The following is a 16,067-nucleotide window of genomic DNA, read 5'->3' as shown; positions in this document are numbered from 1 at the left end:
TAGCATCAACTCCGTTCACAAAACACCAGAGCGTAGCGATTAGCGCTCTGGTGTTTTTTCTTGTTATTGATTTTCGTAAGACGTGCTGCGCATACTATTTTTGTGTCAAAAAAAACCACTCGAAAACAAATTGCAATAGAGGCCTATGATGTTGATCAGACCGTTCTTTTTATTATTATTCTTTGGCTTATCCTATTATACGAACCCTGTATATGGTGCTAATCCCAGCGAGCCGGAAACATTGACGTATTATTTGTATATCGCCGATTTTGCAGAAAGCTTTATTGAAATACCAACATCGAATGTATTGGTAGACAGCACAACAATAGCTTCGAGCTATCTTGCAGGAAGAGCTCCTCTTTATGATGTGAACAATATGAAGGTCGGCATATGCTCTGCCTCTTTTTTAAACATGCAAACTGAAGATGGAATCTTTACCGATATAGCCAATTATATATCTGTTGCTAATAATGGGCTGATCGTAACCTGGTTTACACCAACAACATTAATCAACTTAGAATTAGACAGCATCATAAACTCCATGGTTACTGAATGTACGGTAATAGCATCGACAAAGGTTGGGATTGCTCCCCTTTTTGGACAAACATTTGATTTAATTGTTTCATCGGATGGGGAAAAAATTCATTTTCAATTTACCAGAATCGGAACGATTTTCTAAAAAGGAATTTTTATGAAGCACTTTTTAATCAGATTTTCTTTACTAACAATTATCATCTCAGGTGTCGCTACATCCTACTGCGAACCCGAAGATTATTCGTTCTATGTTAAAGTTGGTTCAGGCATATCATGTTCTCAGCCAGCCAATATCATCGCTCACAACCCGCCATGGAATCCGGCAATCCAAGGGTATAATTCAAAATTGGGAAATCATCCTATTGCGAGCGCAAGTATCGGTTGCGAACTCCTCGATGCATTGGGTCTTGAAGTCAGTATCTCCAATCGTTCAACATTTAAATATAGAAAATTCCAAACTCCCACTGCTGGCGGTGCATCGTACACGAGAAAATTTGATCTTGACGTCACATCCATTCTCTTTTGTGCAAACCTTCTTGGACGAGGCATCCCTTATCTTAATTGGGATATCGGTTGCGGCACAATCTATCCGCTGGTAGGATTCGGACTGGGTGCTAGCAATCTTGCGATAACGAACTTCAGAACAACCGGATTGCCCCCTTCTGGAGACTCTGCCCCATTCGCAAGTTTTTCTGCGGAAAATCAATACACACTGCGCAAACATTTTACGTATACGATTCTTGCCGGCCTTGAATACAGCCATGATGACCGTTGGGCTATTGGAACAGGATATCGCTGGTTTAATGCGGGTTCTTTTAAAGGGCCTCGCTACCAAAGAGTTGCTAACGGATCTGCAGTTGATGTAGCTGATGATGCATGGAAAATGCGTTTTAGGGCTCATGAGTGGTTCGTTGAATTTAAAATTTTCATCTAAAGAACTGTTAAGCATCTACTTTGATATAAACTTAAGCAATTTTAAGAATACCGCCATTGCGTTAACGTCATTGCAATGGCGGTATTTTTGTTGTAGTTTTTTCATTACATTGGATTTAATGAAGAACAAATTCAACATACAGGTTACACTGATGTCTGATCATATCACTACCAATTACCCACCACTCGAGAAACACACATACCCCCGACCAATAAAAATTTTAGGCCTCATTACCGGAGCATTATTCCTCCTTTTGGTTCCTCGATTCTTATTAATCGACCTACCACATCATCGTGAGGCAGGCAAATTAATTCGTGAAGCTAATATTTTTTTTGAACGTAAAGATTACTTTTCTGCTATATCTGCATATGGTCAAATTGCAACCAAATATCCAAATTTTGGTACGGTAAAAAGTGATGCCAAAATTAAATTTGTAAAATCTTTGTTCGCATTAACTTCTGAACATGAAGACTTATATGAAATCGGCTTAAATTATCTGGCAGAACAAGAATATAAAACATCAGAAATCAGGCAAATGCGAGAGTTTTTACCCAAAATGTATAAAGAAGATTTTATGTCACGGTTTGAAAGGGCTTAATACATGTCTGTCTATATACCGGGCGAACTTATAGCGTTTGCCACATTTCCAGGAGTTATTCTTCATGAAATATCACATCGTTTTTTTTGTGATATAGCAAATGTAAAAGTATATGATATAAATTACTTTGAACCATTATCAACAAAGGCAGGACACGTCATTCATGAACCTACTAATAATTTTTTTAGCGTATTTTTCATATCTATGGGGCCTTTAATTATTAACTCCCTGGTATGTATGATACTCACCATTCCCGCAGGATCTCTTTACTATTTAGAAACTGAATTTATGGGCTATTCTCCTTGGTTCATGACACCAGCATATTATGTACTCAAATGGATAGGATATTCTATCGGATTTCATGCAATGCCCAGCAACCAAGATATGAGCAATCTAGAAAAAATTGCACAATCAAATAGTGCAAAAGTTCTTGCAGCTATCCTGAGTGGGATTGTGGCATTTTTTAACGTCCCTTATCTCGGCTTTTTCCTTAAATTGATATTCACCTATGGTCTGGCACTGATACTGCCAATGATATTTTTGGGGTGAAAAAATAGAAATGATGTACAGACTGTGCCTGGCTAAACATAGGGGATATAGACAGAGATATCTTTGAAAGTTATGTTAAGTAGGTAAGAAATGTAAGGAATTTGATCTGGAGAACCCAATATGGCAGATACAAAAATAACTTCAAAATACCAAATGACGTTGCCCAAAGAGGTACGTATTGCCCTGAATATTAATGTTGGAGATGTCATCAGTTTTGAGGTATTAGAAGATGGCTCTGTAGTATTGAAAAAGGCTGCTCCCTTTGATCAGCGATTTATGCAAGCATTAAGCTCTACTCTATCCGAATGGAATTCGATATATGATGAAGAGGACTTTGATGATTTACAAGACCTTTGATATTGTTGTAGTCCCTTTCCATTTACAGATCAGCTGAGTGCAAAAAATCGTCCCGCACTTGCTTTATCTAATCATAACGAATTTAATAAACATATTGGTCATACCGTTCTTGCCATGATTACAAGCGCTCGTAATGAGCCATGGCCTTTAGATATTATGATTACTGATTTATCAAAGGCCGGTTTATCAAAAGAATCTATGATACGCATGAAGTTATTTACTTTAGATGATAGGCTTATTCGTTCTTGTATCGGTTCTTTATCTTTAAATGATAAAGAACAGGTTATAAATTCAATATCAATAATTTTTAAAGATCTTTTGCTTACGCACTAATTATTAAGTGCGTATTCTTTTTTATACCCTTAGAATACACAACATAAAAACATACAACCCTCACAAAGACCCATGAAAAAAAATACCGTAAAATTTATCTGCAACAAACTTTCTCGCGATAAAACAGTAGCGAATATGGAGTCCACAGGCATTACCACAAACCATACAATTCTCACTGGCACTGCCCTTATTGCTGCGCTCAACAAAAAACTAGTTGAAGAAGCACATGAAGTCATAGAAGCTTTTTCTGGTGATAATCGAAATGAAATGATTTCTGAATTGGTTGATGTGCTTGATCTCATCGATGCATTACGAAAAACACACAATATTACTATGGATGAAATTAAAGAAGTTCAGAAAGCTACTCACCTCAAAAGAGGTGGTTATGAAAATGGAATATTCATGGAAACCATAGAAATGGAAGAAGATAATCCATGGGTAACTCATTTCAGAAAATCTCCTGAAAAATATCCTGAGATTTAAAAGCGTATCTAATTTCAATCTAAAACAAGGTCAATGTATGTTAGAGCTTTCAAGATTACAGTTTTTAGTTATCAGATGATGGCCTAGCATATGCCGAAAAACTTTCGCAAGACGGTATTCCTGTTGAAAAAATAATCTATCCAACCATTCATGGATTTCTCAGCTTTGCTGACCGTTTAGATATGGGTAAAAAAGCCATGAAAGATATTGCACATTATTTACGAACCGTTTTTGCAGAATAACGGTGTATTTTTGATTCATACCAATCTTAATTGCAAAAAACCCATAAATGAAACAGATTTTCCATAACGCGCATCAATAGGATCGGGTATAATAGGAAAATCTACTAAACCGCCAATCCCCCACTTTATATGTTTTGTTAAAAATTCATATACATAACCAACCGTACATTTTGCTACAGCAAAGATTTTGTCAGTAAAAGGATCTGGCTCGATAAAAAGGTCATCTTTTTTGACCCATTCAAATCGGGAAAAAAACAGGTGCTTTTTATGTAATTCCAATGTCCCCTCTATTAAAAATGCAGGCAACAGATTGCCTGGCTTTTCATCATTGATACCGAAAATTACAGCGCCCTGAAAGTTGCTGGTGTCACTGATTTTTTTATTATAGATTGCCGAAATTACATAACGATTTATATTAACGTCCGGCTGCAGTTGCTCAGGACTTTTTAAAAGACCACAGCTTACTTGAAACGCAAGATTTTCTGTTGGATTTAATGACACTCGAAATGAATACGAATTCAGTTTCGGCTTTTCAATATCAAATCTATGCTGATCGGGTTCCCGCCCATTAAAAAAAGAAGTTTCTAATTTTAACCATTTATGAATAAAACCGACTGTTATCACACCAAACGTTATATGAGTAGAATCCATCCAATGATGTCCTAATGGAGCTTCTGGAATATATTCAGACGAAAATCTCATCATATAAACCGGTGGCCCTAACGCAGGCTCTCCTGGCAACGCAAGATAGGTAAATACAGAACTGTCTTCTGTTAATTGATATGTATTTACCACCGCAAGTTCCATAAATAAATCATGCGGATGCTGCCGATCAATCAATGGTGTTTTTCCATCGCACGTTTCTCCCGTTTGCAAGAGCAAAGGATATCCACAGTCTGCAATAGTAAGTGGCTCTAAAGAAAACATTGACCTAAATCCGAAGCTGTATTTTTCAAAATTTCGTTGCGCCATAAACATAAACATATTCTGATCACATAACTGTTTATCACCACGCTTACCTCTCTGCACATCCATTACAAGATATGAAAATCCGTTAAACATAAGCATCCAATCATTATGCATGATATGAAGACCTTCTTGAGGACTTGAAGTTGGTACCCAACTGGTCCCTGATGCATCTCGCGTCATGGAATAATTTCCATACATCCCATGCATCATCGATTCATGCATTGTATGCTTTGCAAGAGGCGACACTGCGCTATGCAGCAATCCATTGGCTTTGCTTTCTCCAGCATGCCCTAATCTATGTTCATGGTCGCTCTGACCCTGAATATAAAAAGAAGATGTAGAGAGCATCACAAAACAGAAAAAATAATTTTGTAGGTTCATGACAGCACCGATTTCAACTTGATTTAATACTCTAGCTTTTCGATGCCATCATACAACAATTTTTCTTACATGGAAAAATCAACAGATTGATTTTATTGAGCGCTTGCTCTCATGTTTCCATTAACCGCTTCTTTCCTTGTTTGTTTAACGCTAAAAAGTTTATAATGCGGTCATTTTTTATCAAAATATTTTTAAAAACTGTTCGCACATTTCTCGATGGAATAACTGCTGGAGTTGCTGGACTGATTGCAGCAGATGTATTAGATATTCTTGGACAAATACTGATCAGTAAACTAACCATAGGGATCTTTATTGCTTCATTAGTGTTTTTATTCTTATACAAATCACCTTATGCAATTATATGGATTGTTCTTATGGGAGGACTATTAAGCACCATTGTTTCCGTCATATAATTAATTCGATTAAAACAATTTTCCATTGACTATGCAATCTCATACCGCATATGTTGAATCTATTGAAGTTGGTGAAGCCCACACGTCCTAATGGTTGTGGCTTGCAAAATAACATCCCCTTTAGATTTTAAGGAATAGAAATGAAAGCATATTTAAAAGTAACCCTCCTGCTATGCCTATCGGCATGCTTTGGAATATCCCTAAATATCACCGCTGCACAAGCTGCGCAGGAAGAAGTAAAAGAAGATGCGTATGTACCAAAGCGAACCCAGCTACTCACCATTTTTTTAGATAATTCTGAAGCAAGGCCAAGCGACAGGTTCGTTCTACCAAAATTACAGAGCGCTATTATGCATGAAGCGGGGCCGATTATAACTTCTAGCTCATTATTTTACACCTACGCTAGGGGTACTGGATCGAATACAATATTCCATAGAGCGTGGATTCTTCATGAGATTTCCGAACATCTGCTCATCATGATTCCAAAATCATACTTAGAAAAAAACAAGCTCGCTATAAGATCATTAGGTTTAAAAATGCCTGCGGAATCTTCTACCACTCTACAAATCATTGAACAGCGATATAAGAGCTTTTCAGACAATGATTGGGAAGATTTAATCAAAAATACGGGCACCCTTTTTGTTAACGCGCTATTACAAGGCGCTATTTTTGATCAACACAATAAAGAAATTGAGTGGGTTATATATCTAACTGGACATGGTTTTTATAATGAGAGTATAGCCGGTATCTCATTGCAAGATTTTCCTAAGATGTTAGATTTTTTTGATAGAAAAATTAATGCTGCATTGTTGGTATACGTCTCGTGCTACGGTGCCGGACTAAACGCCAGCAAAATATATAAAGATCAAGCAAAAATCGGTTTAGCGGGGGAGAAAGAATACTCTTTTCCCATCGCCACTCAAGCAATTGGTGATCTAGAAGTAGCTAGTACAGGATATCCTACGGAACAAAACTTTGAAAACTTCATAAGCTCCTTTATCAGAAATAAATATGCCTATGAAAAATTTCTTTCCTTTATCATGATCAACCAAGAGCGTATGCGGGACCGTAAATCCCTGGGTAATCTCCCCCAAATTCGATTAGCTTATTCACCTATCTGGTTTCCTCTGGTTACAATCCCAGAAGGAACAATGGACATAACGCGAACTATGGTCGGCCCCCGCGAAAAACCACTCAAAAAACCAATCACGAGCCTTAACAAAGAATTGATTAACATCACGGAAACTATCGCAAGCACGCGCGAAAAACCGCTCGTGGTAGGAAACTCTATTAAAAAAATACTGCTGAGCTGTGACTACATCCCTTTTGAGATCATTCTGACCGAAAAAGCCTTTCCCTATTTTACTATAACTATGCCCGGAGACGTCACGATCATTATAAAAAAAATGACCCTACAATGGAAAGGAGAGCTCTCAAAGCTTGTCGAAAAATTGTCTCTCCTCACGCGACATGATTATAAAGGCATCAAACAGATATGGATTGAGGAATTAGTCATACAAAGGAAGAATGTACCTAATGCTCTATACACTAATGTATTTTTTGATTTTAAAGATAAAAAACCTGCAGGGATCACCAGGCAAGGAGGCGAGCAATATTCTAGGCCGCAGGCGGCTGATTATGCTCAGCAACTAGAGCTCGTAGAAAAACAAAAGGAATTACGATTGCAACAACGACATAACTTTGGGAATGTGCTACAAAATATTCACGAAAAGGCAATGGCTACTCAAGATACAGCTGACGTATTATCTGAAAAAAATAAAATACTCTTGCACGCACAAGAACAACTCGATGCAGCTTATCAAAATAAAAATTTTCCCGAAAAACACCGCCAAATTATACAGCACTATATCAATACATTAGAAGAAGGTCTTGATGCCTCTAATCCGTGGACTATTCACCAACAGATTACCGAACTGAGTGGTCTTATCGACCAAGAGTTTAAGCTAGGGGAGCAAGAGGCTCAAAAACAAAAATAATACATGTGATCGCCAAAATAAAAGGAAGATGTAATGATTAAAGCATATTTAAAAACAACTCTGCTGCTATGCCTATGGGCATGCTTTGGAATATCCCTGCATATCACCGCCGCACAAGCCGCGCAGGAAGAAGTAAAAGAAGATGCGTATGTACCAAAGCGAACTCAACTGCTGACAATTTTTTTAGACAATTATGAAGCAAGAGAACACCTTGTCCGATTCGTTAAATCAAAATTATATGGCGCCATTTCGCATAAAGCTGGACCTATTATAGTCTCCAGTTCATTGTTCTACAACATCGCTATTCAGTCTGGACAAATTTCGTTATTTCTCAAGGACTGGATTATTCATGAAGTTGCTGAACACGTACTGATCATGATTCCAAAATCGTATTTAGAAAAAAATAAACTTTCAGTAGAATCACTTGGTTTAAAAATGCCTGAACAATCTTCTATCATCCCAGGAATAATTAAACAGCGATATGAAAGTTATTCACAAAATGATTGGAAAGATTTAATCAAAAATACTGGCGCTCCTTTTGTGAATGCATTGCTACAAGGGGCTATTTTTGATCAAACAAATAAAGAAATCGAATGGGTTATTTATCTGAGTGGTCACGGTTTTTATAACCAAAGTATAGCGGGTATTTCGCTAAAAGATTTTCCAAAGATGTTAGATTTTTTTGATAAAAAAATTAGTGTTGCGTTGTTTGTATATATCTCTTGTTATGCTGCAGGGTTGAATGCTGCAAAAATATATAAAGATCAAGCAAAGTCCGGCTTGGAAGGTGAAAAGGAATATCTTTTTCCTATTGCTACTCAAGCAGTTGGTGACTTAGAGGTAGCAAGTGAAGAAGATCTCCGCGAACAATTCTTTACGGAGTTCATAGATACATTTATCAAAGATTCATATGCCTACGAAAATTTTCTCCCCTTTATAATGCCCAGTCGAGGGAAAGTCATAGCAAGGGAAAGTAAAGGTGTAGGCAATCTCCCACAAATCCGATTGGCTCATGCACCGATCTGGCTTCCAATAGCTAGCCTTAAAAAAGAAACGGTGCACATTACAAAGACTATGGCTGCTACTCGAGAAAAACCACTTTTGATAAAAGAAGTTATAAAAACCATACTGCTCGACAGCGATTACATCCCTTTTGAAATTGATATTGATCGAAAATCCCCTCCCTATTTTATTATAACAGCGCCCGGAAATGTCATGATCTATATAACAAAAATGGTATTGCCGTGGGGCAATGTATCTCTACAAAAGTTATCTGATTCGATGTATCATGATTATGCAGGGGATAAAAAAATATACATTGAAAAATTAGTTATACAAAACGAAAATGCACCAGCTATAACATATACCGATGTTTTGCTTGATTTTAACGATCCGATGATTTATTACACGGAGGCAAAAACAGGAATGCAAATGGGGCATCTAGCAAAAGAAAGAGAAAATCCCAACTTTAATGACATAGCTTATACTAATCAAATTGCACTCGCACAACAGCTAAAAGAGCTGCGATTGCAACAACGACGTACGTTTAAAAATGTGCAGCAGAATGTTGCCGAAAAGGCACTGGCTACTCAAAGCATCGCAGACTTATTATCTGAAAAAAATAAAATACTCTTGCATGCAGAGCAACAGCTGGATATCGTATCTCAAGATAAAAATTTCCCCGAAAAACACCGCCAAAAAATACAGCGCTATATAAATACATTAGAAGAAGGTCTTGATACCTCTAATCCACGAATTATGCAACAACAAATCAAGGAACTTAGTGATCTTATCGAGCAAGAGTTTAAGCTAGGCAAACAAGAGGCCCAGAAACAAAAATAATACATGTGATCGCCAAAATAAAAGGAAGATGTAATGAAAGCATATTTAAAAACAACTCTACTGCTATGCCTATGGGCATGCCTTGGAATATCCCTGAATATCACCGCAGCACAAGCTGCGCAGGAAGAAATAAAAGAAGATGCGTATGTACCAAAGCGAACTCAACTGCTGACAATTTTTTTAGACAATTATGAAGCAAAATCGAAAAATGGATTCGTTCTACCAAAATTACTGAGTGCTCTTCAATATGAAGCTGGGCCTATTATAACCTCCAAGACATTACTCTCCTTAGTACCCACTAGTGGTGTAAATAGGCAATTATCCGACCTATGGATTACCCATACAATTACTGACGACTTGCTGATCATGGTTCCACAATCATATTTAAAGAAAAAGAGCCTTCCAATAGAATCCCTCGGTTTAAAAATGCCTGCACAATCTTCTGCCTCTCCGGACCCAACACTCATTAAAAATCAATATAAAAGTTATGCAGAAAGTGATTGGCAGGATTTAATCAAACATACTGGTACATCTTTTGTGAATGCATTGCTTCAAGGCGCTATTTTTGATCAAACAAATAAAGAGGTTGAATGGGTTATATATCTGAGTGGCCATGGTTTCTATAATCAAAATATAGCGGGTATTTCGCTAAAAGATTTTTCCAAAGTGTTAGATTTTTTTGATAAAAAAATTAGTGTTGCACTGTTTGTATATGTCTCTTGTTATGCTGCCGGATTGAATGCTGCACAAGTATATAAAGATCAAATCAAGTCCGGTCTAGAAGGTGAAAAAGAATATTCTTTTCCCATTGCTACTCAAGCAATTAGTGACTTGGAAGTAGTAAGTAAACACTCCCTTTATGAACAACGTTTTAAGGGTTTCATAAACACATTTATTGAAAATAGATTTGCCTACGAAGAGTTTCTCCCTCTTATAATGTCCGAGCGAAAGAAATTAATGGCAATGAACAGGAAAGCTATCGGTAACTTTCCACAAATCCGATTAGCCCATTCACCGATCTGGCTGCCAATAACGAGCCTTAAGAAAGAAACTGTTCATATTACAGAAACTATGGCGAGTACTCGCGAACAACCACTTTTGATAGGAGACTTTGTTAAGACCATATTGCTCAGCAGCGATTATATCCCTTTTGAGATCGATCTTGCTCAAAAAGCCTTTCCTGAATTTATTATAACAATGCCTGCTGATGTCATAATCTACATAGAAAAAATGACCTTACCATGGGGCAAAACATCTCTAAAAGAACTATCTAAATTGGTGCGCCATGATTATGAAGGAGCTAAAAAGATATATATTAAGGAAGTAGTTATAGAAAACGAAAAAGCACTTGCTATAACGCATGCAGATGTTTTTCTGGATCTTAACGATCCACTTATTTACTACACAACGGAAAAGGTTAAGAGCGCAATTCCAGCAAAAACAGAAAAAGCTAGAGCTAATTTTGCTACCTATGCCAACAGCATTGCACTCGCACAGCAGCTAAAAGAATTGCGATTACAACAACGAAATAATTTTCACAGTGTGAAGCAAAATATCGCTCAAAAGGCACTGGCTACTGAAAGCATCGCAGACTTATTATCTGAAAAAAATAAAATACTCTTGCACGCACAAGAACAACTCGATGCAGCTTATCAAAATAAAAATTTTCCCGAAAAACACCGCCAAATCATACAGCACTATATCAATACATTAGAAGAAGGTCTTGATACCTCTAATCCACGCATTATGCAACAACAAATTATGGAACTTCGTCATCTTATTGGGGAAGAGCTCGGATTCGCAGATGAAAAGAAACGCCAGCCATAACAACGTTCTTAGCAATAGTAATACAAAAATGCGCAGCTTTTTATACTGCGCATTTTTATTTTTTTATTAATTCTTTAACTTCCTAACAACTCGTATACCATTCATACAGCCGATTGCTCAACAGCGCATCTGGATCATACTGTTGCTTAATTTCAAGCAACTTCTGCCATCCTGGATATACGGCTTCAAACTGCTGGCGCGTGGCAAGTGTATGATATGGCAAGTAATACGTGCCTTGATGCTGAATAATATCATCAATCACCTGACGGGTCCATCGCAGATATACCTGACGATCGATCTCTGTTCTTGGCAACTTGATAAATAATACAAGGGCACACATATCTTGCGGTGCAAATGAAAGTAAGGATTCATTATCTTGTCGCACATGCCGCGCCGTGACATTGAGCAAATTAATAGCATGCTCTTGCGTTGCATACGTAAAGTGTTTAATAAATGACACTACTTGATTATAGGGGAGAAAATATTCCTGCAAAACATATTCTGCTGTAGCATTACTCTGCGGCAACCCCATAATCGAATAATTAAGGAAATTGTTACGCGAGATGGTCTCAGGAGATGTTAATACCATTTTTTCAATAGCAAACCGATAATCTTTAAATCTTTGCCAAGCTCCCGCAGCACGCATCATCCATTTAAGCAGAGCACTTTTTGCAGTCGGCTGCAATGGATAAACCGGTGCTACAGCAGTAGAATCTGCTGCTTTTTTATATTTTACGATGAATAGTTTCTTCATAAAATCTGATGCCCCTACAGAAAAGCGAGCTGAATAAAATTCTATAGCAGTATCATTGCGGATATACTCATTAAAAGATTCTTCGAAAGAATTTTTATCAATTAAAGCTGTTTCTACCATGTCTGCTTCAAGCTCAACCAGTACATCATCGGTCAGCTGTAATGTTACGCAAGCAATAATACCAATTAAGCCATAGCCACCTATAATTGCGCCAAATAATTCTTGGTTTTCTTGACGACTTACCGTAACCATTTCTCCATTTGCAAGAATAACGTGCATCGATAGAACCGTAGAGATTATTTGCCCTGTTGAAAGATCTTGTCCATGCACATTCACTGAAACTGAACCACCAATTGAAAAATCATTATATGATTGCATAGCTTTAATGGCAAGGCCATGTGGTGCTATCAATTTCTGTAACTGTTTCCACGTCATACCAGCCTGCACTGTTACTTGCTTGCCTGGTACGTCAAGTTGCACTAATCGTTGCAAATTATCAAAACTAATGCGGCAGGCATCTTTTTGATGAGAAATAGTTTGCCCACCCTGACTTTTTCCTGCGCCAACAATAGATATTTTCTGTTGCCCCGCAATAGCTTTTTTAACCAATTTTTGTAATTCTTCAATTGTTTGAGGAGAATACAATGTATCTGGTATCTGAATATCAAACAATTGCTGCGTTGGAGATTCCTGCGCTGGAGCAACAGTCAGCCTGGTGATGACAGCATAACTATCCACACTACAAAACAATGATAATAATAAAAGCTTACTCGCAATTAACTGTTTCATCATAATAACCCCCGTTATTAAAAATCATGTACATACAAAAGTTCATTATTCTGCTCACGCATATGTTGCACAAACTGTCTAAGCGATGTCACCGGAACGGTGATACCGGCATAGGTATATGCCGCTTGCGTTGGTAATGTCCACTCAAACTCAACAACACAATCTGGAAGCAACCGCTCTATCAGACGATGTGAATTGTCTTTTGAACGAATCTTACACATGATGGTTTTTTGACCACCGATAGTACGAAATTCAAGCGAGTTTGTACCCGGCAACTGTAGCATTGCACGTAAAAACTGTTTATAGCGCGGCACTTCCACTAACTTAAGGTCATTTTCTAATACCTCAAGAATTTTTATATCAGGATGCAGCATACCAATTTCATTTTCTGGATCATACACAACCGTTTGCAATGTTTCTGCTTCCGCTCCTGAGAACATATAGCGAATTGGCGCTGAAATAATCGCTTTTATAACATGCTCAATAGTAAGCGTACTGCCTACAAACAAATTCATCTGCGTGTATGGTGACATCAAAACTGGTAACACACCTCGTTTGCGGACCGCTACTGTATATGAAGCGTAAAAAGCTTTCCAAAATGAACGTACACTCGCAATCCACGGGAATTCATAAAAAGGAGTATGGGTAATAAAATTGCCATACTCTTGCGGTATATCAACGCTTAACCATTCTGGAGTTGTTAGATATGTTTGCATGATATCACGACGATGTCCTGGTTTTTGAGCAAGACGATGAATCATCATAGCCTCATACTCATCATTATTATGAGGTTGCGCTATCGCCTTAATAAACGTATTCATACTTGGATCACCGTCTTGTGTGATACGCTCATCGCCCACTGCAAAACCATGTTTCTGTAAAAGAGCAATCCAGTAACTCAATGGCTGAAAATTTCTATATTCCTTAAGTTCATCTTCAAGCGTTTCTTCTGCAAGAACTGCATTGAATACACTGTGTGCTGCGTGCGCTATTTTAAGCATTGAATCATCAACTACATCATGATCTCTCAATATAAAAATGCCACCTGGCTTGAGAATCGAACGTATCGAAGCGACAAAAGCATCCAATTTTTCTACCGGCGCATGATGCAATCCAATGGTACAAATAATAAGATCAACGGAGCTTTTTGGTATATCGGTAATTTGCTTGTAATCATCAAGAGATACAAATTTGTTATAGGGAGTCAATGGAGACTGGCGAGAAAATCCTTCAACGGTATCGGTTATCTGTTGCGCATAATTGATTGCGATCGTTTGTTTGAGGTTTGGCAAATGTCCACGTATCGAAGCAATATATGTTCCTGGCTTACCTATTTCAACGGCTGTTTCTATCCCCGACGCTTGCTCTGTGCTCATTAAATTTTTTAACTGATTTGAAAGCGCGGTGCGTTGAGATTTTAATGCATACAATTTATATAAAGGGGTGTATTTACTGAGCACTGGTTTAATAGACGCGATATGATTAGAAATATGGGTATACCACTCAATATCTGACTTTGGATGGTAATTTTGATCAATCATATCAATCATTTTAAAAAAATCTTTTGAAGGAACCTGCCTTAAAACAGTATCCAGAAATGGTGCAAATCGCCCTCTTAGGGGACCAACTAGGACTTCATGTAAAGAGGCCTGCACAGCACTCGGTATAAGCAGACAGGTAAGTAATGAGAATAGCCAAGCTCGACCTGAAGAAAATCGCCTTTTAATCATTGTAAAGTCCTCTCTTGATAATAATAACCATATTACTCTATCAAGAGTAGCTAATGGTTTCTATTTGTCAAAAGGCCTGCCTATTGCACCATAAAATCAACCTCTGCAATAGTGCGCACCGATCCTTGATTCCATAGACTTTTGTTATATGCTACTTTTCAATTACCCAGTCCATTTAAAAAGGTGAGCTCATATGGAAAGCTTCAGTACAAAAGACAAACTCTTTTTCCTATTCATCGTCGTTTCCCTGGCTTTAGGCTATTTTCATCCAGACTTCTATGCAGATCAGAGAAAACATCCTGTATCAGCCGATCGGATGGACGAAAGCTTCCGCGCTGCAAAGTTAGGATATGATCTGTATGAAAATCCGCGATTTCCAAAGTATGGCCAACCTATTTTTCATAATGATGGATCATACCTTCTCTTTTCTCGCGATATACATCGACACAAAAAAACCACTGCTAATTTGGATGACATAGGAACTTTTTCGATTCACATTCATGATAAAACAACGTATAAACCATATGGAGTACTGGTCTGCATCGGTGAGATGCAGATCGGCACCTTTAAAAAAACATTTGATATGCCCTTGGATTATTGGAGTAAGCAAGATTATGAGACACAATGGAAAAAGGGAATTGAAAGACTGAAAAAACATAATGAATCATGTCTCATTACCGGAGTATATGATCTTACAAAAAAATTAATGGTATCAACATGGATGCTGTACAAAAAAGAGGACACTGTACACGTAGAAGAAACGGTGTTTGTTGGTCCGGAAGTAATTGCATATCTTGGAAGTCGCCCTTTTACCCAACAAACCTGCTATAATTTCATCCGACCATATACGCCTGGTGATGAAGGAAAAAGGTACGTACAAGATAATTTTGAGACTGACTCAATGCAGAAAACAATGAACCTTGCAAACGTTCTTAACAGCCCTGTTTTAAAAGCGGATGTGACTGCGTAAAAATGGTCGCGCCTTTTCGGCGCACAATTATCTGGATGGCGACGTTCGCCGAGGCTCTCTCACCATGACGGTTAGAGAACGCCAATAGTGCTAATAATATTTATCTATGCTTCATATACTCCCTGCTAGACACCACAATGATGTCATCTATCTTTACTATCATCTGATCCAGAACATAAGGCATTGCCTACTGTCATTATGAGTGGAGCGTAAGCGAAATCATGCTAGGCCGTGTGAACCAAATTTAGAATCTATGGAAACTTTTTCTGTATTTGAACGCTAGAAGAGCAAGAAACTTTGCGGTAGTCATTGCGAGTTTACGAAGCAATCCAGCCTCAAAAAACATACTCATAAAAAAATCAGGC

At 37.7% G+C, this 16,067-nt stretch carries 14 protein-coding genes; 11 read left to right on the top strand and 3 right to left on the bottom strand.

What is annotated here, in order from left to right; translation table 11 throughout:
- Positions 1–145 precede the first annotated feature (145 nt).
- The 6 genes from VGT41_04135 (at position 146) to VGT41_04110 (ending at position 3,788) form a co-directional block, all read left to right on the top strand.
- A complete protein-coding gene (locus tag VGT41_04135; GenBank protein ID HEV2601464.1) occupies positions 146–679 on the top strand; it encodes a hypothetical protein in 534 nt (177 codons plus the stop codon).
- A gap of 12 nt (positions 680–691) precedes the next feature.
- Positions 692–1,468 (top strand): hypothetical protein, encoded by a 777-nt coding sequence (locus tag VGT41_04130; protein HEV2601463.1) that lies wholly within the window; start codon positions 692–694, stop codon positions 1,466–1,468.
- Complete coding sequence (locus VGT41_04125) at positions 1,446–2,066, top strand: hypothetical protein (protein HEV2601462.1); 621 nt, start codon at positions 1,446–1,448, stop codon at positions 2,064–2,066. Before VGT41_04130 ends, VGT41_04125 begins: the two co-directional genes overlap by 23 nt.
- A gap of 3 nt (positions 2,067–2,069) precedes the next feature.
- Entirely contained in the window at positions 2,070–2,615 is a 546-nt protein-coding gene (locus VGT41_04120) for a hypothetical protein (GenBank protein ID HEV2601461.1), read from the top strand.
- A gap of 120 nt (positions 2,616–2,735) precedes the next feature.
- Complete coding sequence (locus VGT41_04115) at positions 2,736–2,972, top strand: AbrB/MazE/SpoVT family DNA-binding domain-containing protein (protein HEV2601460.1); 237 nt, start codon at positions 2,736–2,738, stop codon at positions 2,970–2,972.
- Between the two features lie 405 nt (positions 2,973–3,377).
- On the top strand, positions 3,378–3,788 hold the full coding sequence (locus VGT41_04110) for a nucleoside triphosphate pyrophosphohydrolase (protein ID HEV2601459.1): 411 nt from the start codon (positions 3,378–3,380) through the stop codon (positions 3,786–3,788).
- Positions 3,789–4,045: 257 nt separating this feature from the next.
- On the opposite strand, the gene VGT41_04105 is transcribed toward VGT41_04110, so the two are convergent.
- Positions 4,046–5,380: a hypothetical protein gene (locus tag VGT41_04105; GenBank protein HEV2601458.1), complete on the bottom strand. Its 1,335-nt coding sequence runs from the start codon at positions 5,378–5,380 to the stop codon at positions 4,046–4,048.
- 164 nt (positions 5,381–5,544) lie between these two features.
- Here VGT41_04105 and VGT41_04100 point away from each other — a divergent pair, with 164 nt between their 5' ends.
- The 4 genes from VGT41_04100 (at position 5,545) to VGT41_04085 (ending at position 11,459) form a co-directional block, all read left to right on the top strand.
- Entirely contained in the window at positions 5,545–5,793 is a 249-nt protein-coding gene (locus VGT41_04100; GenBank protein HEV2601457.1) for a chromate transporter, read from the top strand.
- Between the two features lie 140 nt (positions 5,794–5,933).
- A complete protein-coding gene (locus VGT41_04095; GenBank protein HEV2601456.1) occupies positions 5,934–7,790 on the top strand; it encodes a hypothetical protein in 1,857 nt (618 codons plus the stop codon).
- Positions 7,791–7,823: 33 nt separating this feature from the next.
- Positions 7,824–9,632 carry a hypothetical protein gene (locus tag VGT41_04090; GenBank protein ID HEV2601455.1) on the top strand — a complete coding sequence of 603 codons (1,809 nt, stop codon included), beginning with the start codon at positions 7,824–7,826 and terminating at the stop codon, positions 9,630–9,632.
- 33 nt (positions 9,633–9,665) lie between these two features.
- The gene (locus VGT41_04085) at positions 9,666–11,459 is read left to right on the top strand and encodes a hypothetical protein (protein ID HEV2601454.1); all 1,794 of its coding nucleotides are present in this window, start codon (positions 9,666–9,668) and stop codon (positions 11,457–11,459) included.
- Positions 11,460–11,541: 82 nt separating this feature from the next.
- Here VGT41_04085 and VGT41_04080 read toward each other — a convergent pair whose 3' ends face one another.
- Together VGT41_04080 and VGT41_04075 are read right to left on the bottom strand one after the other, a co-directional pair.
- Positions 11,542–13,005 (bottom strand): FAD-binding oxidoreductase, encoded by a 1,464-nt coding sequence (locus VGT41_04080; protein ID HEV2601453.1) that lies wholly within the window; start codon positions 13,003–13,005, stop codon positions 11,542–11,544.
- A gap of 14 nt (positions 13,006–13,019) precedes the next feature.
- Positions 13,020–14,732: a class I SAM-dependent methyltransferase gene (locus tag VGT41_04075; protein HEV2601452.1), complete on the bottom strand. Its 1,713-nt coding sequence runs from the start codon at positions 14,730–14,732 to the stop codon at positions 13,020–13,022.
- A gap of 193 nt (positions 14,733–14,925) precedes the next feature.
- Here VGT41_04075 and VGT41_04070 point away from each other — a divergent pair, with 193 nt between their 5' ends.
- The gene (locus tag VGT41_04070; protein ID HEV2601451.1) at positions 14,926–15,702 is read left to right on the top strand and encodes a hypothetical protein; all 777 of its coding nucleotides are present in this window, start codon (positions 14,926–14,928) and stop codon (positions 15,700–15,702) included.
- Positions 15,703–16,067 lie beyond the last annotated feature (365 nt).

The sequence above is a fragment of the Candidatus Babeliales bacterium genome (assembly GCA_035944115.1).
Lineage (GTDB): Bacteria > Babelota > Babeliae > Babelales > Vermiphilaceae > DASZBJ01.
Note: the sequence above shows the minus strand (reverse complement) of the source record. Positions and strands in the feature narration are given on the sequence as shown.

Coding starts and splice junctions, on each gene's coding strand:
- VGT41_04135 (HEV2601464.1), top strand. CDS start 146: ATGATGTTGATCAGACCGTTCTTTTTATTATTATTCTTTGGCTTATCC.
- VGT41_04130 (HEV2601463.1), top strand. CDS start 692: ATGAAGCACTTTTTAATCAGATTTTCTTTACTAACAATTATCATCTCA.
- VGT41_04120 (HEV2601461.1), top strand. CDS start 2,070: ATGTCTGTCTATATACCGGGCGAACTTATAGCGTTTGCCACATTTCCA.
- VGT41_04115 (HEV2601460.1), top strand. CDS start 2,736: ATGGCAGATACAAAAATAACTTCAAAATACCAAATGACGTTGCCCAAA.
- VGT41_04110 (HEV2601459.1), top strand. CDS start 3,378: ATGAAAAAAAATACCGTAAAATTTATCTGCAACAAACTTTCTCGCGAT.
- VGT41_04105 (HEV2601458.1), bottom strand. CDS start 5,380: ATGAACCTACAAAATTATTTTTTCTGTTTTGTGATGCTCTCTACATCT.
- VGT41_04100 (HEV2601457.1), top strand. CDS start 5,545: ATGCGGTCATTTTTTATCAAAATATTTTTAAAAACTGTTCGCACATTT.
- VGT41_04095 (HEV2601456.1), top strand. CDS start 5,934: ATGAAAGCATATTTAAAAGTAACCCTCCTGCTATGCCTATCGGCATGC.
- VGT41_04090 (HEV2601455.1), top strand. CDS start 7,824: ATGATTAAAGCATATTTAAAAACAACTCTGCTGCTATGCCTATGGGCA.
- VGT41_04085 (HEV2601454.1), top strand. CDS start 9,666: ATGAAAGCATATTTAAAAACAACTCTACTGCTATGCCTATGGGCATGC.
- VGT41_04080 (HEV2601453.1), bottom strand. CDS start 13,005: ATGATGAAACAGTTAATTGCGAGTAAGCTTTTATTATTATCATTGTTT.
- VGT41_04075 (HEV2601452.1), bottom strand. CDS start 14,732: ATGATTAAAAGGCGATTTTCTTCAGGTCGAGCTTGGCTATTCTCATTA.
- VGT41_04070 (HEV2601451.1), top strand. CDS start 14,926: ATGGAAAGCTTCAGTACAAAAGACAAACTCTTTTTCCTATTCATCGTC.